Source organism: Pseudomonas mohnii (genome assembly GCF_900105115.1).
Taxonomy (GTDB): Bacteria; Pseudomonadota; Gammaproteobacteria; order Pseudomonadales; family Pseudomonadaceae; genus Aquipseudomonas; species Aquipseudomonas mohnii.
Genome location: NZ_FNRV01000001.1, coordinates 5765433 through 5787962, shown reverse-complemented (window position 1 = coordinate 5787962; position 22530 = coordinate 5765433). Strand labels below are relative to the sequence as shown.

Genomic DNA, 22530 nt, shown 5'->3' with positions numbered 1-22530 from the left:
TTTCAGTGGTGACACAGGAAGCTTTTTTCCATGAGTACGTTGTATACCCGTCGCACAGTCCTTCAAGGCATGGGCCTGCTGAGCCTTGGCCTGCTCGCCGGCTGTGATGACAGCAGCAAGCTGTCGTTCAAGTACGGCAAGGATCTGAGCGACAAGATCATGGGGCGTAACTTCAAGCTCAAGGACGCCCAGGGCGAGACCCGGATGCTCGGCAGCTACCGTGGCCTGATGCCGATGATCTTCTTCGGTTTCACCCAATGCCCCGCGGTGTGCCCGACGACACTGGCCCGCGCCGCCCAGGCCAAGAAACTGATGGGCCGCGACGGCGAACGCCTGCAAGTGATCTTCATCACCCTGGACCCCGAGCGCGATACCCCGCAAATGCTCGACAAATACGTCAAGGCCTTCGACCCGAGCTTCCAGGCGCTCTATGGCACCCTGGAAGAAACCGCCGCCACCGCCAAGGAGTTCGGCGTGTTTTATGAAAAGGTCCCGAGCGGCGACACCTACACCCTCTCCCACACCGCGACCAGCTACGTCTTCGACTCCAGAGGCAACTTGCGCCTCGGGCTGTCCGCGTCCCTTACCGCAAAAGAGTGCGCAGAAGACCTGCTCACCGTCATGGAGGTCTGCTGATGACTTCGTTGTACGCAAAGCGTTTTAAACAACTGGCCCTGGGCCTGTCCCTGATCGGCATGGCCTGGCAAGCATCGGCGCAAACCCTGGTCAACGACGCCTGGGTCCGCGCGACGGTGGCTGGCCAGCCTTCGACAGGGGCCTTCATGACCCTGCAGGCGGACACCGACAGCAAACTGCTGAGCGTACAGTCGCCCGTCGCCAAGACCGTGCAAATCCACCAGATGAGCATGAAAGACGACGTGATGAAAATGGGTCAGGTCGAGTCCGTCGAGCTGCCGGCCGGCAAACCGGTGAGCCTTGACCCGGGCGGCTACCACGTCATGTTGATGGACCTGAATGCCCAGGTTCAGGAAGGCAGCAAAGTGCCGCTGACCCTGGTCGTGGAAAACGCCAAGGGCGAGAAAGAAACGATCAACGTCGAAGCTGAAGCCAGGGCGCTGGGCACCATGGATCACAGCAAGATGATGGACCACAGCAAGATGCAATGATCTGCTGACCGCCTCATCCCCCGAGGCGGCTCATTGACTGGCAGGGGTTGCACTCAGCCAACCCCGATTCCCGCGCAAGCGTCCGACGTTCGGAAAAAAACCGAACTCCTGCCATCGCGCCTCCTCCAATGTGCAGACACTGGAGGAAAAGCATCATGAACGACGATGACCTGATCAACCCCGCCGAGTCAGAGGACGCCAAGCGTCGGGACGAAGCCAATCCGCCGACGCAACCTCTGACCGAAGAGCAAAAGCTTGAGGAGCAGCGGCGCAAGGTGGCCGAAATAGAGCGCAAGGTGGCCGATGGCAATTGAGCGACGGCGTCAGCCGCGGCTTTCTTGCAACAGATGATCGACCACTCGCTCAAGGCATCGCTGTGCGTCCGCGCCCTGGGCCATGGCCCGGGCATGGCAGTCCAATTGACGACGGGCACTGTTGCCCGACAGCAGCAGTGCCTGGACGGCATCGTAAACACCCGGCTCGCCAATCAGCGCTGCGGTGGGCGCCAATACCGATCGCAGCTGTTCGAGCCATTGTTCGGCGCTGATCACCTCGCCTCCTGCATCGATTACAAAACGCCCTTCGATCCCATGACGCTTGGCCTGCCACTGGTTTTCCTTGAGCAACCAGCGGGCTGTCGCATCGTATCCAGCGCCGGGGTTGGCGCTTGAAATGGCGAACGCGACCATCACTCGAAACAACGTGGCCAACAGTACCGTGTCGGCCAGACGCGGGCAGGCATCGGTCATGCGCAATTCCAGGGTGGGAAAACGACTGGCCGGGCGAATCCCCCACCATCCGTTGCCGCCGTCTTCAATCGCGCCGGTACGCCGCAGCAACGCCAGATAACGCTGGTATTCGCTGTCGTTCTGAAAATATTCAGGGATGCCCATGCGCGGCCAGCCGTCGCAAACGACCTGGCGATAACTCATGAAACCACTGTCCATGCCCTCCCAGTAGGGCGAGGAGCAACTGAGCAACAGCAACAACGGCAACCAGGGCGCCACCTCGTTCAGGACCGCCATCCGATCGATCCCGGCAGGAATTTCCACATGCACATGCAGGCCACTGAGCACGCTGCGCTGTGCCACGGATCGATATTCCTGAAACAGCTGATCGAAGTGCGGCAGCCTTGTCGCATGCTGCTCACGCCAGCGCGCCAACGGGTGACTGCCTGCGCAGAGCAGCCCCAGACCGCGTTCGGCCAGCACGCGATTCAAGCGCTCACGCACGCCGCCGAGAAAATCGGCGGCCTCGCTGGCCTGGGTAAACACAGGCGAGGCCACTTCGATTTGTCCCTGGAACATCTCGTAGGCAAATCCCTCGCCAATGGCTTCGCGACAAGCGCTCAGCAGCTCGGCGCCGGGTTCAGCGAGCATCTGGCGGGTCGTGAGGTCGGTGAGGAAATACTCTTCCTCGATGCCAAACCGGGGCGCCAGGCTCATGGTCACGCCTCGCGTCTGCGGGTAACGGTCAGCGCCACGGCCGCAATGCGTTCGGCCCGTTCATAACCAGGCTTGAGCAATTCTTCGCCGAACACGTCAGGGTCCAGTTCCCGATAGGTCCAGGCAAAGGTGTCGCCGGACAGCATGGGCAGCACGGCCTCCAGAAATGGATCGCTCCCGGCCACCATCGCCACCCCCGTGTACAGCACCAGGCTGCCGCCCACGTGCAGGCGCGGCAACGCTTCGCGAACGATGCGCAGTGACAGGGCTTCGCCCAAGGCGCCACCGCCATCGCGATAGGCGCGGTGCTGGCTGTCGTTCATATAGGGCGGGTTGGCGATGATCAGATCGAATGCACCTTCGACGCTGCCCAGCACATCGCTGTGATAGACCGTGACGTTGCTGGCCCCGGCCAACTCGGCGTTGACGGCCGACAGTCGCAGCGCTCGCGGGTTGATGTCCACGGCCAGCACTTGGGCGTCCCGTCGGGCGCGGGCGACGATCAACGCGCCGACGCCGGCACCACAACCGATGTCCACCACGCGCCGCACAGGCTCGAAACACTGCTGCAAATGCGCTTCGATCAACCGGGCAAAGCGGTAGCTGTCGGGACCGAAAAACACCGAGTCGGCCTGGGTCGTCGGGTACGCCGAATGGGCGAACAGCAATCCTTCGAGGGTTGACCAGCGCACGGTGCTGCGCCACAGCGAGCCATCCCTTTCGACGATGCCTGCCTGCTCCAGCGCCGCCAGTCCCTCCGTCGCAAACAACCGGTGATCGAACGGCATCGACCAACCGAAAACATCGCGCAGGTCCCTGGCCAGCGGTGTCGCCAGGCGCTGAAGAACCCTTTGGTGGGTCAACGGCGTCGGGGTGACGAAACGATAATGCCCGGCGAGCAGGCGCTTGCCCAACTCCAGTAAGCCTTGATCGGCGTTTTGTTGTACTGACATGTGGCGCTCCTTGAGTCAGTGCAAAGGGGTCAGCGCAGACGGGTACGCAATTCAATGAAGCGTCGGGTGGCGTAGAGCCCGGCCGGACGGCAATGACGCTGTGCCGACAGCCACGGAATCAACGACTCAAGCTGTTGCCGTGGCGATTGCTCGCTCAGAGAGTCCTGCAATGCCTTGAGTTCCGGATCATCCGCCCACCCGGCGTCGGCGTGGTTCTCGTCGTGCTTGCGACGCGGTGATGGCTGACTTTTCGGGTCTTGCCAGTCACCGGCCATCCAGTCGCGCAGCAGCTGCTTCTCGTAACCACTGAACACGCCGAACATGGCGGCGGTGCTGCCTTCGATCAAATTCCAGAAGCGACTTTCCTGTGGTGGACAATGGCGCTTGATCCAACCCTTGCGCTCCAGTGCGCCGAGAAAGTCCTCCACCTGCCCGGGCGCCGACAGCCACTCGTTCACGGTCTTGCCCTCGATCCGGCAGTAGTCGGAATGCATGTGCTGACCGAAGCTGCGTTTGCGCTCGAGCATGGCGAGCACTTCGCGATGCAAATCGAAGCCCTGTATCACCGCCGTCGAGCCTGTTCCCAGATCGTTGAGGCGATAACCCAGTGCCACGCGGCGATAGAACTCGTCCCGCCCCTCGTCAACAGGCATCAAGTCCAGCAGCGCCTGGATGGCCTTGCGTGCATGTCCGCTGCTGACGTTGTCGATGGTCACATGCAGGGTGAAATAATACGGATCAATGCCCAGCTCACGCAGTTCATAGGCGCTGATCAACAGGTGCAACGGCAGTTGCTCGTAACCGAGGTTGTAGCCGATCACCTCCGGCATGAACGCCGCGCCGCAGCGTCCCAGCGCCAGTTGAATCGCGCCTTGCAGAAAGTACTGGTCATCCAGCCCTTGCTGATCCTGCGCGTCATGGTCGGCCAGTAACTGGCGGTAAATCACCACATGGTTCTGCCGGGGGTCGCCACTGCCGAGTTCCTCGAGGTAGGTGGTCAGCAGACCGTCGAACCGTTGGTCCTGCCAGCAATCCACCACCCCCTCCAGCCAGGCGCCATCGACCTCTTTGGTCGGCGCGACCCGTTGCAGGAAATACAGCGCGTGAGCCTTGTTCTGAAAATAACGCCGTGCGCCGCCCTGCTGGCGCTCCTCGATGTACCGGGCATAGTCGCGTGCCACCTCGGCACAATGCAGTTCGGCCCATGCCGACAATTGCTCCGGCGTTTCGGGCAAGTCACATGGCAGCTCAGCGGCGCGGGCCAGTTGTTGGCGCAGGAAGGTTTCCCCCCTTGATCCGGCATCGGGAGCATTGCTGTACAACACGCCGTAGAGGTCGCGGCACTGTTCATGACTTGAATCAGTCAGTGTCGAGGACGTGCCGGACAAAAGTGTGAACACGGTCATGAGGTCATTCTCCTGGGCCATGCATTTCGACTGCCCCTGACATCAGGTGGCGATTAAACGAAACGCTGCTCGTTGAACAGGAGATTTGGCCGGCCACGAAAAATTCCATCGGCTTTCCCAGGCCATGGACCGGTGGCAATACAGAATGCTGCGCCAACACCTTCGCGCCTGCGCCCCTATCCGCGATTTGCAATACCGGCACGACGGCGCTCGGGCAAGCTGCATGAGGCTTTGCGCCAGCGACATCTCCAAGCCATTGATATAGCTTGAATTTTTAACAAGACAAGATTGGCACAGCTCATGCTCCTGTCATGGGGCAACCACAGAGATTGCCGGCAACGACCGGTCCTGACTTCCCGTGACAGCAGAGGCTGAACCATGAACGCCATTGACATTCTGAAAGCCGACCATGAACGAGTAAAAACTATCCTGACCCAACTGAACGACTCCACCGAGCGGGCGGTAAAAAAACGCGCCGAGCTGATTGCCAAACTGGAAATGGAGATCACCCTTCACACCAAGCTTGAAGAAGAAATTCTCTACCCGGCCTACAAAAAAGCCGGCGGTAAAGAACAGGAAAAAATGTACTACGAGGCGAAGGAAGAGCACCGCACGGTCGACTCCCTGGTGCTGCCTGACCTGAAGGCCACAGACCCGGCCAGCGTGGAGTTTTCCGGACGCGCCAAGGTGGTCAAGGAGTTGCTTGAGCATCACATCGAAGAAGAAGAAACGGAGATGTTTCCTCAGGCCAAAAAACTGTTGGGCAAAGAGCAACTGGATGAACTGGGGGCACAAATGGAGTCGATGAAGGCTTCTTATAAGAAGTCGCTCGGCGACGGCATGGCGGCCTGATCACTGACCGGCAATACATTGAAGCCTGACGCGGGTCCTTCGACTCCGCGCTCAGGCTTCGCCGCGCAAGGACGCTGCCAGTGTCAAGGCATTGCCCAGCGCAGCGCCGCTGGCGGTGTTGTCAAAGATGCACCAGGTCGCTTGCCCAGCGCCGGTGGCGGCCTGGAGCTCGACCGCCAGGTGTTCAAGGCAGCTTCGTTCATAGGCGCTGTAGTAAATGCGTGGCGAACCATGAAGCCGCCAGTATTGAAGTCCCTGCCATCCTCTCGGAGCGCCATCACCGCTGATACGCGACGGATCCACCACCGCTTGGGTAATGCGATGGCGCACCAGCAGTGGCTCGGCATCGGCCCAGGATTCATGACGCGGCTCCAATACCACATCCCCGAAAAACCGCTGCCTCAAAGCGACAAAAAATGCCTCGGCAAACGGTTCTGCAAACGCCAGTGACGGTGGTAGTTGCAGTAACAGGCAACCCAGACGATCGCCCAACCCGGAGCATTGCCCCAGAAATTCATCGAGTTCCTGCTCGCAGTGTTGCAAACGCCGGACGTGGGAAATCCGCTTGGGCATCTTCACGCAAAAGCGAAAGTCGGCTGGCACCGAATCGGCCCAGCGAACGTAAGTCTGTTGACGATGGGGGCGATAAAACGAGCTGTTGATTTCAACGCTGCCCAAAATCGCTGCATAGCATTGCAAGTGCGTGCCCTCGGTGGGGAACGCCGACAAATGCTCGCGGCCCAGATTCCAGCCAGCGCAGCCCACGTAAAACCGCTGAGCGTTCAATAGCGCACCTTGCCTGTATGCCTTGTCGAGCCCGATTGGCTGGATCCCTACGGTAAAGGCATGGCCGGCGCACCGCAGTTCCCTTTTTCAACTGTTCAAGACCGGCATCCGATCAATGGCTGGCGGGTTTGCGCACCTTCCGACCAGAAACTCCATTCAGGGTCTTGCGCTAACGGTATTATGGTATACCATCAGACGCACAGACACTTTTCACTCTGAAATGGAGCCGCTCATGAGTTTTGAAATCCGCAAGATCGTCAGCTACATCGAAGAAACCTTTATCGAAGGCGGCAAGGCCAGTGATAAGCCTGTGACCATGGTCGGGCTGGCCGTGGTGATGAAAAACCCTTGGGTGGGCAACGGCTTTGTCGAAGACCTGAAACCGCAAATCCGCGCCAACTGCTCCGACCTTGGCGCCATGATGGTTGAACGCCTGGTGGGCCTCATCGGCGGTGCCGAGAAGATCGAAGCCTACGGCAAGGCTGCCGTGGTCGGCGCCGATGGCGAAATCGAACACGCCTCGGCCGTGATCCACACCCTGCGCTTCGGCAACCATTACCGCGAAGCCGTGAAAGCCAAGAGCTACCTGAGCTTCACCAACAAGCGCGGCGGCCCGGGCACCTCGATCCAGATCCCGATGATGCACAAGGACGATGAAGGCCTGCGTTCGCACTACATCACCCTGGAAATGCAGATCGAAGACGCGCCGCGTGCCGACGAAATAGTCGTCGTCCTGGGTTGCGCCGATGGCGGCCGCCTGCACCCACGCATCGGCAACCGTTACATCGACCTGGAAGAACTGGCGGCTGAAAAAGCCCAGTAAGACGGTCGGTCACTACAACAAGAAGGTTTGCAGGAGCGCTCCATGATTCGGCTCACCGCTGAAACCACCCCGGCTGGAACCAGTTACCTGGCGACCGGCCAAGGCCAGCCCGTGGTCTTGATCCACGGCGTGGGCCTGAATAAAGAAATGTGGGGCGGCCAGATCGTTGGCCTGGCCTCCCAGTACCGGGTCATCGCCTACGACATGCTCGGTCATGGGGCCAGCCCGCGCCCGGAAAGCGGCACGCCCCTGCTCGGCTACGCCGACCAGTTGCTGGAGCTGCTCGATCACCTGCAATTGCCCAAGGCGGCGGTGATCGGTTTTTCCATGGGCGGGCTGGTGGCACGGGCCTTCGCCCTGCATTACCCGCAACGCTTGCAAAGCCTGGTGGTGCTCAACAGCGTGTTCAACCGTAGCGCCGAACAGCGCGCCGGTGTGATCGCCCGCACCAGCCAGGCCGCCGAGCATGGACCGGACGCCAACGCCGAAGCGGCGTTGTCGCGCTGGTTCAGCCGCGAATACCAGGCGGCCAATCCGGCGCAGATCGCCGCGATCCGCCAGACGCTGGCAGGCAATGACCCCCAGGGCTACCTGACCACCTATGAGCTGTTTGCAACCCAGGACATGTACCGCGCCGAGGACCTGCCCGGCATCCAGGTGCCGACCCTGATCGCCACCGGAGAACTGGACCCGGGGTCGACGCCGGAAATGGCCCGGCAACTGGCCGAGCGCATTCCCGGCGCGGCAGTTGCCGTCCTCGCCGAGCAGCGGCATATGATGCCCGTAGAATCGCCGCGCCTGGTCAACCAGCTGTTGCTGGAGTTTCTCGATAAAGCGCACTCCCGACCAAACCAAATCAAGGGGATCGTTGCATGACACTCGCACGCTTCCAGATGTGCATCGGCGGTGAATGGGTCGATGCCCTGTCCGGCAAGACCTTCGAAAGCCTGAACCCGGCCCTGGCCGAACCCTGGGCCGAACTGCCCGATGCCGACGAAGCCGACGTCGAGCGCGCCGTGCAGGCCGCGCAGAGCGCTTTCGACAGCCCGGCCTGGCGTGGCCTGACCGCCACCGCCCGCGGCAAACTGCTGCGGCGCCTGGGCGACTTGATCGCCGAAAACAAGGAACAACTGGCGCAGCTGGAAAGCCGCGACAACGGCAAGCTGATCCGCGAAACCCGCGGTCAGGTCGGCTATCTGCCGGAGTTCTTCCATTACACCGCAGGCCTGGCCGACAAGCTTGAAGGCGGCACCCTGCCGCTGGACAAGCCGGACCTGTTTGCCTACACCGTGCATGAAGCCATGGGCGTGGTCGCCGCGATCATCCCGTGGAACAGCCCGCTGTACCTGACCGCGATCAAACTCGCCCCGGCACTGGCGGCGGGCAACACCATCGTGATCAAACCGTCCGAACATGCCTCGGCGACCATTCTGGAGCTGGCGCGCCTGGCCCTCGAAGCCGGGATTCCGCCGGGCGTGGTCAACGTCGTCACCGGTTATGGCCCAAGCACCGGCGCCGCCCTCACCCGCCATCCGCTGATCCGCAAAATCGCCTTCACTGGCGGTGCGGCGACGGCGCGGCATGTGGTGCGCAGCAGCGCCGAAAACTTCGCCAAGCTGTCCCTGGAACTGGGCGGCAAATCACCGAACATCATTTTCGCCGACGCCGACCTCGACAGCGCGATCAACGGCGCCATCGCCGGGATCTACGCCGCCTCCGGGCAGAGCTGCGTATCGGGTTCGCGCCTGTTGGTGCAGGACGACATCTACGACGAGTTCGTGGGTCGCCTGGTGGAGCGCGCCCAGCGCATCCGCATCGGCAACCCGCAGGAAGACAGCAGCGAAATGGGCCCGATGGCCACGGCGCAGCAACTGGCGGTGGTTGAAGGCCTGGTCGCCGATGCCATTGCCGAAGGTGCAAAGCTGCGCCTGGGCGGCAAGCGTCCGCAGAATCTCGGCGAGGGCTGGTTCTATGAGCCGACCTTGTTCGAATGCGACCGCAACTCGATGAAGATCATGCAGGAAGAAGTCTTTGGCCCGGTGGCTTCGGTCATCCGTTTCAAGGACGAAGCCGAAGCCCTGGCGATCGCCAACGACTCGCAGTTCGGCCTCGCCGCCGGCATCTGGACTCGCGACCTGGGCCGTGCCCATCGCCTGGCCCGTGACGTGCGTTCGGGGATCATCTGGGTCAACACCTACCGCGCGGTCTCGGCCATGGCGCCGATCGGCGGGTTCAAGAACAGTGGCTATGGACGCGAAAGCGGCATCGATTCGGTGCTGGCCTACACCGAGCTGAAAACGGTGTGGATCAACCTGTCCCAGGCGCCAATGCCTGATCCGTTCGTGATGCGCTAGGAGTCCAGAGAAATGATCGAACCCGGCATTTACAAAGACGTCATGAGTTCGTTTCCGTCCGGCGTCACGGTGGTCACCACCCTGGACCCCGACGGCGGCATCGTCGGCATCACCGCCAGCGCATTCAGTGCGCTGTCGATCGATCCGGCGCTGGTGCTGTTCTGCCCCAACTACGCCTCGGACACCTACCCGGTGCTGCGCGACAGCAAGCAATTCGCGATTCACTTGCTGTCCGCCGACCAGACCGCCGAAGCCTATGCCTTTGCCGGCAAAGGCAAGGACAAGGCCAAAGGCATCGACTGGCACCTGAGCGAACTCGGCAACCCGTTGCTGGCCAAGGCCACGGCAATCATCGAGTGCGAACTGTGGCGTGAATACGACGGCGGCGATCACGCCATCATCGTCGGCGCAGTGAAGAACCTCATTTTGCCCGCGCAACCGGTGACGCCGATGGTCTACCACAAAGGCAAACTGGGGCCGCTGCCCGCGCTGGGCTGATGGTTCACACCCCCCTGTAGGAGCGAGCCCGCTCCGGGCGGCGCTCCGACGATGGTCGTGAACGATAACGCGTGCTGCCTGACAGCCCTTGGCGTTCTCGGGTTTTTCGCGAGCAGGCTCGCTCCTACAAGGGGCCGCGCAGATCTTTTAATTTTGTCAGGAGCCGGCATGAGCCCAGCAGCCTCATCACTGTTCCGCCAGCAGGCGTACATCAACGGCCAATGGCTGGATGCACCCGACGGCGCGCAACAGGACATCTTCAACCCGGCCACCGGTGAACTCATCGGTCGGGTGCCGAACCTCGGTGCCGAGCATGCGCGCCTGGCCATCGAAGCCGCCAACAACGCCTGGCCGGCCTGGCGTGCACTGACCGCCAAGGAACGCAGCAACACACTCAAGCGCTGGCACGCCCTGATGCTGGAAAACGCCGACGCCCTCGCTGAAATCCTCACCCTCGAACAGGGCAAGCCATTGGCCGAAGCCAAGGGTGAAATTCTCTACGCCGCCAGCTTCATCGAGTGGTTCGCTGAAGAAGCCAAACGCATCTACGGCGACACCATTCCCAGCCACAAGGGCGATGCACGCATCGTCGTCAGCAAAGAACCGATTGGCGTGGTCGCGGCCATTACACCGTGGAACTTCCCGGCGGCGATGATCACCCGCAAGGCCGGCCCGGCACTGGCCGCTGGCTGCCCGTGCATCGTCAAGCCAGCGCCGGAAACGCCGTTCTCGGCCCTGGCCATGGCCGCGTTGGCCGAACAGGCCGGTATTCCTGCGGGCATCTTCAACGTGATCACCGGCGACGCCATTGCCATCGGTGGCGAACTGACCGCCAGCCCCCGGGTGCGCAAACTGTCGTTCACTGGCTCCACGGCGATTGGCAAATTGCTGATGGCGCAGTGCGCGCCGACGTTGAAAAAGGTTTCGCTGGAACTGGGCGGGAACGCGCCGTTCATCGTCTTCGACGATGCCGACCTGGAGCGTGCCGTGGAAGGCGCGCTGATTGCCAAGTTCCGCAATGCCGGGCAGACCTGCGTCTGCGTCAACCGCTTCCTGGTGCAGGACGGCATTCATGACGCCTTTGTCGCCCGGCTGGCCGAGCGGGTTTCGCAGCTCAAGGTTGGCAGCGGTTTCGAGGCGGGCATCACTCAGGGTCCATTGATCAACGAACGCGCCGTGGCCAAGGTCGAAGACCACGTACAGGACGCACTGGCCCAGGGCGCGCGCCTGCTGTGCGGCGGCGAACGCCATGCGCTGGGCAACGGCTTCTTCCAGCCGACCGTGCTGGCCGGCGTCACCACGCAGATGAAAGTCGCCCGGGAAGAAACCTTCGGCCCGCTGGCGGCGGTGTTCCGCTTCGACAGCGAAGCCGAGGCCGTGCACATGGCCAACGACACCGAATTCGGCCTGGCCGCCTACTGCTACACCCGCGATCTGGGTCGTGCCTGGCGCATGAGCGAAGCGTTGGAATACGGCATGGTCGGGATCAACGAAGGGCTGATTTCCACCGAAGTCGCGCCGTTTGGCGGAATCAAGTCCTCAGGCCTGGGCCGTGAAGGCTCCAAGTACGGCATCGAGGACTACCTTGAACTTAAATACACCCTGATGGGTGGGCTCTAAGTCAGTTTGGCCAAACGGCAGGAGCCGCGCTGCGGCCAACAGCACAGCCTCGAGATCTGAGCGCCACAGGAGACACATGCAATGAGCAACGAGAAGTACGAGAAAGGCTTGCAGATCCGTACCCAGGTGCTGGGCGAAGCCTATGTCAATCGCTCCATCGAGAACGCCGACGACTTCACCCGCCCTCTGCAGGAAATGGTCACCGAATACTGCTGGGGTCACGTCTGGGGGCGCGAGGGCTTGTCCCTCAAGGAGCGCAGCATGATCAACCTGGCGATGATCTCGGCGCTCAACCGGCCTCACGAACTCAAGCTGCATGTGCGCGGCGCCTTGCGTAACGGCTTGAGTCGTGAGCAAATACGCGAAATTCTGCTTCAGGTCGGCATATATTGTGGTGTTCCCGCCGCCGTCGACAGTTTCCGGCTCGCCCGAGAAGCCTTCGCCGAAGCCGATGCCGAGGCCTCCAGTTAACCCCTTGGCTGTTTGATCTGACGAGCACGGAGATTGCTGCAATCGAAGTGCTTTTTTTGCATGGACAGCCACAATCAGAGCGGACCCCATGAAACGCCTGCCACTCGACGACAGCTTCAAGGTCAATCGCAACCCCGTTACCCTGCGCGAAATCGTGCTGGATAAATTGCGAAGCGCCATCATGAACTTCCAGCTTCTGCCGGGAGACCGTCTGGTCGAACGCGATCTGTGCGATCGCCTGGGCGTCAGCCGTACCTCCGTGCGCGAAGCCCTGCGCCACCTGGAATCCGAAGGCCTGGTGGAATTCGCCGACGCCAAGGGCCCACGGGTGGCGATCATCACCCTGGCCGACGCGGTCGATATCTACGAACTGCGTTGCGTGCTCGAAGGCCTGATCGTCCAGTTGTTCACCCTGCGTGCCAAGGCCAAGGACATCAAGGCCCTGGAAAAAGCCCTGGAAGAAAACCGCCAGGCCCTGAAGGAAGGTGAGCTGCAACAGGTCATCGACTCCGTGCAAGGCTTCTACGACGTGTTGCTCGAAGGCTCCGGCAACCATGTCGCGGCCACGCAGTTGCGCCAGTTGCAGGCGCGCATCAGCTACTTGCGTGCCACCTCGGTGTCGCAGCAGAACCGTCGTGGCGCCAGTAACCAGGAAATGGAACGCATGGTCGAGGCGATCAAGAGCGGTGATCCGCTGGCCGCTCACCAGGCCTGCGTCGACCACGTCCGCGCCGCCGCCACCGTGGCCCTCGACTACCTCAAGCGCAAGCAGGAAGAGACCGGGGCAATCCCCGAGATCACCCAACCCATCGCCCTCAAAGAACCCCGCATAGGTCGTTGATCATGTTCAGCCCGAGCTTTTGTCCGAAGTGTGGCAGCCCTGACCTGGGTCAACAGCTGCCGCCGGGCGATACGCACGAGCGCCTGATGTGCCGCGGCTGCGGCTACATCCACTACGTCAATCCGAAAATCATCGCCGGCTGCATCATCGAGCAGGACGGCAAGTACCTGCTATGCCAGCGCGCCATTCCGCCGCGTCCGGGCACCTGGACGCTGCCGGCGGGCTTCATGGAAACCGGCGAAACCACCGAGCAGGCGGCCTTGCGCGAAGTCTGGGAAGAAAGCGGCGTACGCGCGGAAATCCTCTCGCCGTACTCGATCTTCAGCGTGCCGAAGATCAGCGAGGTGTACATCATCTTCCGCGCCATCGCCCTGGAAATCACCGGCCAGTACGGGCCGGAAACCCTCGACTACAAATTCTTCGCGCCCGAGGACATTCCCTGGGACAGCATCTATTACCCGGCGATCCGGCAAATTCTCGAGCGCTACATCGAAGAGCGGCAGGCCGGGGTCTATGGCATCTACATCGGCAACGACGATACCGGCAAGATTCACTTCATTCGCTAGCGCCCTTGTAGGAGCGAGCCTGCTCCGGGCGGCGTTCCGACGATGGTCGTCAACGAAAACGCGGGGGAGTCTGACACCCCGCAGTGTTCTCAAGTCCATCGCGAGCAGGCTCGCTCCCACAGAAAAGCACAGCGGCGTTCCGACGATGGTCGTCAACGAAAACGCGGGGGAGTCTGACACCTCGCGGTGTTCTCAAGTCCATCGCGAGCAGGCTCGCTCCCACAGAAAAGCACAGCGGCGTTCCGACGATGGTCGTCAACGATAACGCTGGGGAGTCTGGCACCCCGCGGTGTTCTCAAGTCCATCGCGAGCAGGCTCGCTCCTACAGAAAAGCACAGCGGCGTTCCGACGATGGTCGTCAACGAAAATGCGGGGGAGTCTGACACCTCGCGGTGTTCTCAAGTCCATCGCGAGCAGGCTCGCTCCTACAGAAAAGCACAGCGGCGTTCCGACGATGGTCGTCAACGAAAACGCGGGGGAGTCTGACACCCCGCGGTGTTCTCAAGTCCATCGCGAGCAGGCTCGCTCCTACGGAAAAGCAAGGCGCGCCACCCTGCTCTTAACCACTCATCAGGGCGAGCGTTAGCTCGCCTGCAGCTTTTGATCTTGATCCACCCGCCCCTTCGGTAGGCTGAGTGGAGGTGTGCATCCGGGGAGTGGCGCGCAGCGCCGTTCGACGCAGTCGAACACGCTGCATGCAGGTCGTCGCGAAGCAGACCGGAGGGCAGTGTCCCCGGATGGATACCGGAGTGAAGGAACGCCGAGCCCAAGCGAGGGGCCGGACGCTCGGGGCGAGCCTTTTTTTGCTTATCTTTTTTTTGGCGTTTCCCTCCGTGTCAGGCTACCTGTCGCCCTTGTTGATTGACTCGTTCATTCAAGAGGGCGAAGGTGCATAACAATGTCCAAGTTAGGTAAACGCTACGACAACGACTTCAAAGACTGGGTCGTTTTGCAAATGATGCCGCCCCTCAATCGATCAGTGGCAGAACTTGCCGTTGCGCTCAATCTCACACCACAGTCACTGCGAAATTGGAGACAAATGGCTAGAGATAAAGGCTTGATCGTGCCGGGAAACGGCAAGACCAGCGACCAATGGTCTAGCGCCGATAAATTCAATGCTGTCATGGAAACCGGGCCGTTGAGCGAGGTGGAGATCTCTCAGTATTGCCGAATTAAAGGCATTTACCCTGAGCAAATCCAGCAGTGGCGACTGGCATGCCAAAACGCCAATCCGGTCGTTGATCTCAACTCCCGAACCTCTAAGACGGCCGAGCAACGGCGTATCAAAATACTTGAGCGTCAATTGATACAGTCTGACGCCGGACGTGCGGAGGCGGTGGCTTTGCTGGAACTCAGAAAAAAAGCCAATGCGATCTGGGGCAAGGACAAGGAAGACTGATCAACGCCTCTGATCGTACGCAAGCCATGAAGTTGATTGCGGACGCGGTGCTCAATGGTGCTCGCCGATATCAAGCCTGTAATGAACTGGGGCTGAGCCTGCGAACAGTTCAACGCTGGCGACACGCGGACTGTGATGGACGACTGTTAGCTCAACGGGCAGCTCCGGCCAACAAGCTCAGTGATACAGAGCGCCAAGCGGTGCTTGATGCTGCCAATCAGGCTGGCTACGCCAGCCTCACCCCGCACCAAATCGTTCCAAAACTGGCTGATGAAGGTATCTACCTGGCTTCGGAGTCGACGTTTTACCGTGTGTTAAAAGCCGCTAATCAAAACGTGCGTCGCGGCCGAGCCAAAGCCCCGAAACGCAGGGTGCTGACAACGCATCGCGCAGACGCTCCCAATCAGGTTTGGTGCTGGGATATCACTTGGCTGCCCAGCACTGTCAGAGGTCGTTTTTTCTATTGGTACATGGTCAAGGATGTCTACAGCCGCAAGCTGGTAGCCAATGAAGTGCATGAGGTGGAATGTGCCGAACACGCGTGTGAGCTGCTTAGAAAGGGATGCTTGCGTGAACATACAGCGGGTCGTCCGTTGGTCCTGCACTCGGATAACGGCCACGTCATGAGAGGTTCCTTGTTACGCGAAAGCATGATTGCCCTGGGCGTCGAGCCATCCTTTAGTCGACCAAGGGTGAGCAATGACAACGCTTACGCCGAAGCACTTTTCCGTACCGCAAAGTACTGCCCCCTCTGGCCGGATCAACCATTTGATACGGTTACTGAGGCAAGGCTTTGGGTGCAGAAATTTATCGAGTGGTACAACGAAGATCACCGCCACAGTGCCCTGAAATACGTGACGCCAAACGAGCGGCACGAAGGCAAAGCAACGGCTCTATTACAAGCTAGGACAGTGCTTTATGAGGATGCCAGGGAGGTTAATCCGAGCCGCTGGAGCACTCGAACACGCAACTGGAAGCTGGCAGATGCGGTGTATTTAAACCCAGAGCGCCCTGAAATTAAGGACGCAACGGGCTAACAACTGTAGGACTAAGGCGACAGTTACCTTGACACGTACCGGTTTGAAAAAAAAGTAAGTCGCCGTAAGGGCGAAACCGCCAGCCGCCACTACCGCAGCAACGGATATGTACCCAGTCAACCACACACAGGTCGGCTGTCAGGCCGCCGCCGCTGGCAAGCTCCTACAGTCGATCCGGGGACCACCCCTCAAACCGGCACCACCCCCTCGACAATAATCACCTCAGCCCGAGCCACACCCTCGCGGTGCCCCCTGGCCTCCTGATAAAGATCCGACCGATAACAGGCCACCGCCTGGTCATAGGAATCGAACTCGATCACCACGCTGCGTTGCGGTGTCGGCCGCCCTTCCATCGCCTCGCTGCGCCCACCACGCGCCAATATCCGTCCGCCGTATTCGGCAAACGCCTTCGGCGCCCGCTGGGTGTATTGGCTGTATTGAACGGGATCGGTGATATCCACGTGAGCAATCCAGTACGCCTTCATAGTGACCTCTCCGGTTGTTTTGTATTATGGTATACCACAAAATATTTCCAACAAACACCGAGAATCCTCACATGGCCTTCAACAGCATCGAAGAAATCATCGAAGACTACCGCCAAGGCAAGATGGTGCTCCTGGTTGACGACGAAGACCGGGAAAACGAAGGCGACCTGTTGCTCGCCGCCGACCGTTGCAGCGCCGAAGCCATCAGCTTCATGGCCCGGGAAGCACGCGGGCTGATCTGTCTGACCCTGACCGACGAGCACTGCCAGCGCCTTGGCCTGGAACAGATGGTGCCGAGCAATGGCAGCGTGTTCAGCACGGCGTTCACCGTGTCGATTGAAGCCGCCGTCGGCGTGACCACCGGCATCTCCGCCGCTGATCGGGCGCGTACCGTCGCCGCTGCCGTCGCCCAAGGCGCGAGTGCCGCCGATATCGTGCAGCCGGGGCACATCTTCCCGTTGCGCGCCCGGGAAGGCGGCGTCCTGACCCGCGCCGGGCATACCGAGGCCGGTTGCGACCTGGCACGCCTGGCCGGTTTCACACCGGCCTCGGTGATCGTTGAAGTCATGAACGACGACGGCACCATGGCCCGTCGCCCGGATCTGGAAGTGTTCGCGCGCAAACACGGGATCAAGATCGGCACCATCGCCGATTTGATCCACTATCGTTTAAGTACCGAGCACACGGTCGTACGCATCGGCGAGCGCGAGCTGCCAACGGTGCATGGCACCTTCCGTCTGATCACCTTTGAGGATCGCATCGAAGGCGGTGTGCACATGGCAATGGTCATGGGTGACGTGCGTCGCGAACAACCGACGCTGGTGCGCGTGCATGTGATCGACCCGTTGCGCGACCTGGTCGGCGCCGAGTACAGCGGGCCGTCCAACTGGACGTTGTGGGCGGCGTTACAGCGAGTGGCTGAAGAAGGATGTGGCGTGGTCGTGGTGTTGGCCAATCACGAATCCTCGCAAGCGTTGCTGGAGCGCGTACCACAATTGACCCAACCGCCACGGCAGTTCAGCCGTTCGCAGTCACGGATCTATTCGGAAGTCGGCACCGGGGCGCAGATCTTGCAGAACCTGGGTGTGGGCAAACTGCGGCACTTGGGGCCACCGCTGAAATACGCCGGTTTGACCGGGTACGACCTGGAGGTGGTGGAGAGTATTGCGTTTACCCAGTGATCCGAGCGGAATTTGCCCCGGTGGGAGCAAGCTCGCTCCCCCATGGAATTGTGGCGATCAGAGGCACCGAAGTTTTCCAAATAAAACCGATTCGGCAGATAGCCGGTAAGGCAAAATGCTTGCACAAAGTTTGGAATACCATAATATGATATTCCATAGACCGAACGATTTAGCCAAGTGCGCCCGGCAGGGAAAGCACCAATAACAGCCCTTGGCACGGTCGCCTTTAGAGGCCAGATGGACCTACTGCTCCCGATAGGCGGGCAATACAAAGCCCGCTCAAAAACACAACAAATGAGGGCGTGAAAATGGTGTTGAACAAACGTGCAACCGCAGTACTGTTCGCGGGTTTGCTGGCCACGGCCAGTCACGTGGCAATGGCGGCTGAAAGCGTCAACTTCGTCAGCTGGGGCGGCAGCACCCAGGACGCGCAGAAGCAGGCCTGGGCCGACCCGTTCAGCAAGGCCAGCGGCATCACGGTGGTCCAGGATGGCCCGACCGACTACGGCAAGCTCAAAGCCATGGTCGAAAGCGGCAACGTGCAATGGGACGTGGTCGATGTCGAAGCTGACTTCGCCTTGCGCGCCGCCTCTGAGGGCCTGCTCGAACCCTCGATTTCAAAGTCATCGATCGCACCAAGATCGACCCGCGGTTCGTCTCCGATCACGGTGTGGGCTCGTTCTTCTTCTCCTTCGTCCTCGGCTACAACGAAGGCAAGCTCGGCGCCGCCAAACCCCAGGACTGGTCCGCGCTGTTCGACACCAAGACCTACCCCGGCAAACGCGCCCTCTACAAATGGCCAAGCCCAGGCGTGCTGGAACTGGCACTGCTGGCCGACGGCGTGCCGGCCGACAAGCTCTACCCGCTGGACCTGGATCGCGCCTTCAAGAAACTCGACACCATCAAGAAAGACATCGTCTGGTGGGGCGGTGGCGCGCAGTCGCAACAGTTGCTGGCCTCCGGTGAAGCGAGCATGGGTCAGTTCTGGAACGGCCGGATTCACGCCCTGCAGGAAGACGGCGCCCCGGTGGGCGTAAGCTGGAAGCAGAACCTGGTCATGGCCGACATCCTGGTCATCCCAAAAGGTTCGAAAAACAAGGACGCGGCGATGAAGTTCCTGGCCAACGCCAGCAGTGCCAAGGGCCAGGCCGACTTCTCCAACCTGACCGCCTACGCCCCGGTCAACGTCGACAGCGTGGCGCGCCTGGACTCGGTGCTCGCCCCTAACCTGCCGACGGCCTACGTTAAGGATCAGATCACTCTTGATTTCGCGTACTGGGCCAAGAACGGTCCGGCCATCGCGACACGGTGGAACGAATGGCTGGTCAAATGAAAATGACGGTAACCGCGTCCCGTCCATCCACGCCCGTCGGGAGCGCCTCCGGCGCTGCCGGCAAGGCCGCTGCGATGACGCAATCCCCGACCCTGGCGCAGCGCTGGCGTGGTGCAAGCAACCTGATCCCCGCGCTGTTGTTCCTTGGCCTGTTCTTTCTCGCGCCGTTGATTGGCCTGCTGTTGCGCGGGGTGCTTGAACCGGTGCCGGGCCTGGGCAATTACGAACAGTTGTTCGCCAACTCGGCGTACGCCCGGGTGTTGCTCAACACCTTCTCGGTGGCCGGCCTGGTCACGCTGTTCAGCCTGTTGCTGGGCTTCCCGCTGGCCTGGGCGATCACCCTGGTACCGCGCGGCTGGGGTCGCTGGATTCTCAACATCGTGCTGCTGTCGATGTGGACCAGCCTCCTCGCCCGCACCTACTCCTGGCTGGTGCTGCTGCAAGCTTCCGGGGTGATCAACAAGGCGCTGATGGCCATGGGCATCATCGACCAGCCCCTGGAAATGGTGCACAACCTGACCGGCGTGGTGATCGGCATGAGCTACATCATGATCCCGTTCATCGTGCTGCCGCTGCAGGCGACCATGCAGGCGATCGACCCAATGATCCTGCAGGCCGGTTCGATCTGCGGTGCCAGCCCGTGGACCAACTTCTTCCGGGTGTTCCTGCCGCTGTGCCGGCCGGGCCTGTTCTCCGGGGGCCTGATGGTGTTCGTGATGTCGCTGGGTTACTACGTCACCCCGGCCCTGTTGGGCGGTGCGCAGAACATGATGCTGCCCGAGTTCATCATTCAGCAGGTGCAGTCGTTCCTCAACTGGGGCCTGGCGAGCGCCGGCGCCGCGTTGCTGATCGTGATTACGCTGGTGCTGTTCTACTTCTACCTGAAGCTTCAGCCGGAATCCCCGGTTGGCGCCAGTAACGCGAGGTAAGCCGTCATGCTCCTGACCCCCAATGCCATGAGCCGCCGGATGCGCTTCGGCCTGTACGCCACCACCGGGCTGATCGGTCTGTTCCTGTTGCTGCCGATCGTGTTCATCGTGCTGCTGTCGTTCGGATCGTCGCAATGGCTGGTGTTCCCGCCACCGGGCTGGACGCTGAAATGGTACGTCCAGTTCTTCTCCAACGCCGACTGGATGAACGCGGCCATGGCCAGCCTCAAGGTCGCGGTGCTGACCACGTTCTTCGCCGTGGCCCTGGGTTTGCCAACCGCGTTCGCCCTGGTGCGCGGCCGCTTTCCTGGCCGGGAAATGCTCTACGGCCTGTTCACCCTGCCAATGATCGTGCCGCTGGTGATCATCGCCGTGGCGGTGTACGCGCTGTTCCTGAAACTGGGCTACACCGGGACGATGTTCGCGTTCGTGGTCAGCCATGTGATCGTCGCGTTGCCGTTCACCATCATCTCGATCATCAACTCGCTGAAGCTGTTCGACCAGTCGATCGAGGATGCCGCGGTGATCTGCGGTGCCTCGCGCCTGCAAGCAGTGTTCAAGGTCACCTTCCCGGCGATTCGTCCCGGCATGGTGGCCGGCGCCCTCTTCGCCTTCCTCGTCTCGTGGGATGAAGTGGTGTTGAGCGTGATGATGGCCAGCCCGACCCTGCAAACCCTCCCCGTGAAAATGTGGACCACCCTGCGCCAGGACCTGACGCCCGTGATCGCCGTCGCCTCGACGCTGCTGATCGGCCTCTCGGTATTGGTCATGGTGATCGCCGCCGCACTGCGCCGGCGCAACGAAATCAGCGCCTGAGCGCGCAGGAGAACGACATGAGTGCAGTGATCAAAGATAGCGCCCAGCAAAACGACCAGCCGCTGGTCAGCCTGCGCAACCTGAACAAGTACTACGGCGACTTCGCCGCCGTGGACAACATCTCGCTGGACATCAAGGACGGTGAGTTCCTGACCTTCCTCGGCTCCAGCGGCTCCGGCAAAAGCACCACCCTGTCGATGCTCGCCGGCTTCGAAACGCCGAGCAGCGGCGAGATCCTGGTCAATGGTCAGTCGCTGGTCAATGTACCGCCGCACAAACGCGATATTGGCATGGTGTTCCAGCGCTACTCGCTGTTCCCGCATCTGTCGGTGCGCGACAACATTGCCTTCCCGCTGACGATTCGCAAACTGTCCGCGGCCGAACGTGAACGCCGGGTCGATGCCATGCTCAAGCTGGTGCAGCTCGAGCAGTTTGCCCATCGCCGCCCTTCGCAACTGTCCGGCGGCCAGCAGCAACGGGTCGCCATCGCCCGGGCACTGGTCTACGAGCCACGCATCCTGCTGATGGACGAACCCCTCGGCGCACTGGACAAAAAACTGCGTGAAGATTTGCAGGATGAACTGCGCCAGCTGCATCGGCGCCTGGGCATCACCATCGTCTACGTGACCCACGACCAGGAAGAAGCCATGCGCCTGTCCCAGCGCATCGCGATCTTCAGCCACGGCAAGATCGTTGGCCTGGGCAGCGGCTATGACCTGTACCAGAACCCGCCGAATGCCTTCGTCGCCTCGTTCCTCGGCAACTCGAACTTCCTCAAACTCAAGGCCCAGGGCAATGCGGCGGCTTCGTTTGAAGGGCAGTCGCTGTCGATCCGCCTGACCGCCGGGCTGCAAACCCATCAGGATGTGCTGCTGATGGTGCGTCCGGAAAAAGCATTGGCCTTGAGCGTTGAGCAAGCAGCCCGGGAGCCACTGGCCGCCGGCTGGAATGAAGTCTCGGCCAAGGTCGTGGAAGTGTTGTTCCTGGGCGAAAGCCAGACCTGCAGTGTGGTGACCTCGGGTGGCACCTCGATGACCGTCAAGGCGTTGTCTGCCGCCGGCATGCCCATGAAGGCGGGCGATCCGGTGCGCGTGCGCTGGGCGACGGCGGATGCTTGTGTCTATACCGAATGGGCTGAGAGCGACCTGAACAAGGCGGCTGGGGCCCATTGATGTTTTGAGGTCCATGCCAGTGGACCGGTAATAGAGTGTCACCCTCGGGTCATCACAACGTCGGGTTGTGGTGACCTTTTTTTTCAGTGAGTGTACCTGTCCATTCCTTCGGTAACGGCCACTTGGGGTTCCGCTCTTACAGCGGGTCACTTTGAAAAGCGCAACGCCACCCGGGGCCAAGTAATCAAACCCTGGCGTTCGCTGGGCCCGCCGCGATGGGGCAAGATCATCAATAGCCAGAGCAACGCGAGGCGGCCTGACAGCCGACCTGATTTTCGCGGACACCGCCAATCCCCTGTGGGAGCCAGCCTGCTGGCGATGGACGTCAACGATAACGCGCCCTGTCTGAAGGATCGCGTTATCCGGGCGTTCATCGCCAGCAGGCTGGCTCCCACAAGGGGATCGCAGACAGACCTGTAATCAGGTCCGCTGTCAG

General features: G+C 61.1%; 22 protein-coding genes and 1 pseudogene. 18 read left to right on the top strand and 5 right to left on the bottom strand.

All coding sequences use genetic code 11. From position 1 onward, the window contains the following. Nucleotides 1–30 precede the first annotated feature (30 nt). From BLV61_RS27090 to BLV61_RS31370, 3 genes are all read left to right on the top strand, one after another. On the top strand, nt 31–636 hold the full coding sequence (locus BLV61_RS27090; RefSeq protein WP_047527901.1) for an SCO family protein: 606 nt from the start codon (nt 31–33) through the stop codon (nt 634–636). Further along, nucleotides 636–1127 (top strand): copper chaperone PCu(A)C, encoded by a 492-nt coding sequence (locus tag BLV61_RS27085; RefSeq protein ID WP_047527899.1) that lies wholly within the window; start codon nt 636–638, stop codon nt 1125–1127. The genes BLV61_RS27090 and BLV61_RS27085 overlap by 1 nt, the downstream gene beginning before the upstream one ends. Nucleotides 1128–1282: 155 nt before the next feature. Continuing rightward, a complete protein-coding gene (locus BLV61_RS31370) occupies nt 1283–1441 on the top strand; it encodes a hypothetical protein (protein WP_167361810.1) in 159 nt (52 codons plus the stop codon). Nucleotides 1442–1450: 9 nt separating this feature from the next. Here BLV61_RS31370 and BLV61_RS27080 read toward each other — a convergent pair whose 3' ends face one another. From BLV61_RS27080 to BLV61_RS27070, 3 genes are read right to left on the bottom strand one after another with little or no spacing between them, the layout of a single operon-like run. Next, nucleotides 1451–2572, bottom strand: a complete 1122-nt coding sequence (locus tag BLV61_RS27080; protein ID WP_047527898.1) for a carboxylate-amine ligase — start codon at nt 2570–2572, stop codon at nt 1451–1453. A 2-nt stretch (nt 2573–2574) separates the two neighbouring features. Continuing rightward, a complete protein-coding gene (locus BLV61_RS27075) occupies nt 2575–3525 on the bottom strand; it encodes a methyltransferase (RefSeq protein ID WP_047527896.1) in 951 nt (316 codons plus the stop codon). 29 nt (nt 3526–3554) lie between these two features. Next, nucleotides 3555–4931 carry an iron-containing redox enzyme family protein gene (locus BLV61_RS27070; protein ID WP_090468587.1) on the bottom strand — a complete coding sequence of 459 codons (1377 nt, stop codon included), beginning with the start codon at nt 4929–4931 and terminating at the stop codon, nt 3555–3557. A 378-nt stretch (nt 4932–5309) separates the two neighbouring features. Here BLV61_RS27070 and BLV61_RS27065 point away from each other — a divergent pair, with 378 nt between their 5' ends. Beyond that, nucleotides 5310–5783, top strand: a complete 474-nt coding sequence (locus tag BLV61_RS27065; protein WP_047527893.1) for a hemerythrin domain-containing protein — start codon at nt 5310–5312, stop codon at nt 5781–5783. Between the two features lie 51 nt (nt 5784–5834). On the opposite strand, the gene BLV61_RS27060 is transcribed toward BLV61_RS27065, so the two are convergent. Beyond that, the gene (locus BLV61_RS27060; RefSeq protein ID WP_047527890.1) at nt 5835–6569 is read right to left on the bottom strand and encodes a DUF72 domain-containing protein; all 735 of its coding nucleotides are present in this window, start codon (nt 6567–6569) and stop codon (nt 5835–5837) included. Nucleotides 6570–6801: 232 nt separating this feature from the next. Here BLV61_RS27060 and BLV61_RS27055 point away from each other — a divergent pair, with 232 nt between their 5' ends. From BLV61_RS27055 to BLV61_RS27010, 9 genes are all read left to right on the top strand, one after another. Then, nucleotides 6802–7392 (top strand): amino acid synthesis family protein, encoded by a 591-nt coding sequence (locus BLV61_RS27055; protein ID WP_047527885.1) that lies wholly within the window; start codon nt 6802–6804, stop codon nt 7390–7392. A 42-nt stretch (nt 7393–7434) separates the two neighbouring features. Then, the gene (locus BLV61_RS27050) at nt 7435–8268 is read left to right on the top strand and encodes an alpha/beta fold hydrolase (protein ID WP_047527883.1); all 834 of its coding nucleotides are present in this window, start codon (nt 7435–7437) and stop codon (nt 8266–8268) included. Continuing rightward, the gene (locus tag BLV61_RS27045; protein ID WP_047527882.1) at nt 8265–9746 is read left to right on the top strand and encodes an aldehyde dehydrogenase; all 1482 of its coding nucleotides are present in this window, start codon (nt 8265–8267) and stop codon (nt 9744–9746) included. Before BLV61_RS27050 ends, BLV61_RS27045 begins: the two co-directional genes overlap by 4 nt. A gap of 12 nt (nt 9747–9758) precedes the next feature. Then, nucleotides 9759–10244, top strand: coding sequence for a flavin reductase family protein (locus BLV61_RS27040; protein WP_047527880.1), 486 nt, complete (start codon nt 9759–9761; stop codon nt 10242–10244). Nucleotides 10245–10412: 168 nt separating this feature from the next. Further along, nucleotides 10413–11864: an NAD-dependent succinate-semialdehyde dehydrogenase gene (locus BLV61_RS27035; RefSeq protein ID WP_047527878.1), complete on the top strand. Its 1452-nt coding sequence runs from the start codon at nt 10413–10415 to the stop codon at nt 11862–11864. Nucleotides 11865–11945: 81 nt separating this feature from the next. After that, the gene (locus tag BLV61_RS27030) at nt 11946–12335 is read left to right on the top strand and encodes a carboxymuconolactone decarboxylase family protein (RefSeq protein WP_047527877.1); all 390 of its coding nucleotides are present in this window, start codon (nt 11946–11948) and stop codon (nt 12333–12335) included. Between the two features lie 88 nt (nt 12336–12423). After that, on the top strand, nt 12424–13176 hold the full coding sequence (locus tag BLV61_RS27025; protein WP_046817510.1) for a GntR family transcriptional regulator: 753 nt from the start codon (nt 12424–12426) through the stop codon (nt 13174–13176). A 2-nt stretch (nt 13177–13178) separates the two neighbouring features. Next, complete coding sequence (locus BLV61_RS27020) at nt 13179–13742, top strand: NUDIX hydrolase (protein ID WP_047527872.1); 564 nt, start codon at nt 13179–13181, stop codon at nt 13740–13742. An 898-nt stretch (nt 13743–14640) separates the two neighbouring features. After that, a protein-coding gene (locus tag BLV61_RS27010; protein ID WP_090463090.1) for an IS3 family transposase occupies nt 14641–16178 on the top strand; the annotation gives its coding sequence in 2 pieces (ribosomal slippage) (nt 14641–15091 and nt 15091–16178; 1539 coding nt in all). A 188-nt stretch (nt 16179–16366) separates the two neighbouring features. On the opposite strand, the gene BLV61_RS27005 is transcribed toward BLV61_RS27010, so the two are convergent. Then, nucleotides 16367–16663, bottom strand: a complete 297-nt coding sequence (locus BLV61_RS27005) for a DUF1330 domain-containing protein (RefSeq protein ID WP_047527870.1) — start codon at nt 16661–16663, stop codon at nt 16367–16369. A gap of 71 nt (nt 16664–16734) precedes the next feature. Here BLV61_RS27005 and ribBA point away from each other — a divergent pair, with 71 nt between their 5' ends. The 5 genes and pseudogenes from ribBA to BLV61_RS26980 all read left to right on the top strand — a co-directional run bounded on the left by ribBA (nt 16735) and on the right by BLV61_RS26980 (nt 22094). Further along, nucleotides 16735–17844, top strand: a complete 1110-nt coding sequence (gene ribBA / locus BLV61_RS27000) for a bifunctional 3,4-dihydroxy-2-butanone-4-phosphate synthase/GTP cyclohydrolase II (protein WP_047527868.1) — start codon at nt 16735–16737, stop codon at nt 17842–17844. A 308-nt stretch (nt 17845–18152) separates the two neighbouring features. Further along, nucleotides 18153–19177: pseudogene (locus BLV61_RS26995) on the top strand (ABC transporter substrate-binding protein). Then, entirely contained in the window at nt 19174–20106 is a 933-nt protein-coding gene (locus tag BLV61_RS26990; protein ID WP_047527865.1) for an ABC transporter permease, read from the top strand. The pseudogene BLV61_RS26995 and the gene BLV61_RS26990 overlap by 4 nt, the downstream one beginning before the upstream one ends. 6 nt (nt 20107–20112) lie before the next feature. Beyond that, nucleotides 20113–20922 (top strand): ABC transporter permease, encoded by an 810-nt coding sequence (locus tag BLV61_RS26985; RefSeq protein ID WP_047527863.1) that lies wholly within the window; start codon nt 20113–20115, stop codon nt 20920–20922. Nucleotides 20923–20939: 17 nt separating this feature from the next. Beyond that, nucleotides 20940–22094: an ABC transporter ATP-binding protein gene (locus tag BLV61_RS26980; protein ID WP_090468583.1), complete on the top strand. Its 1155-nt coding sequence runs from the start codon at nt 20940–20942 to the stop codon at nt 22092–22094. Nucleotides 22095–22530 lie beyond the last annotated feature (436 nt).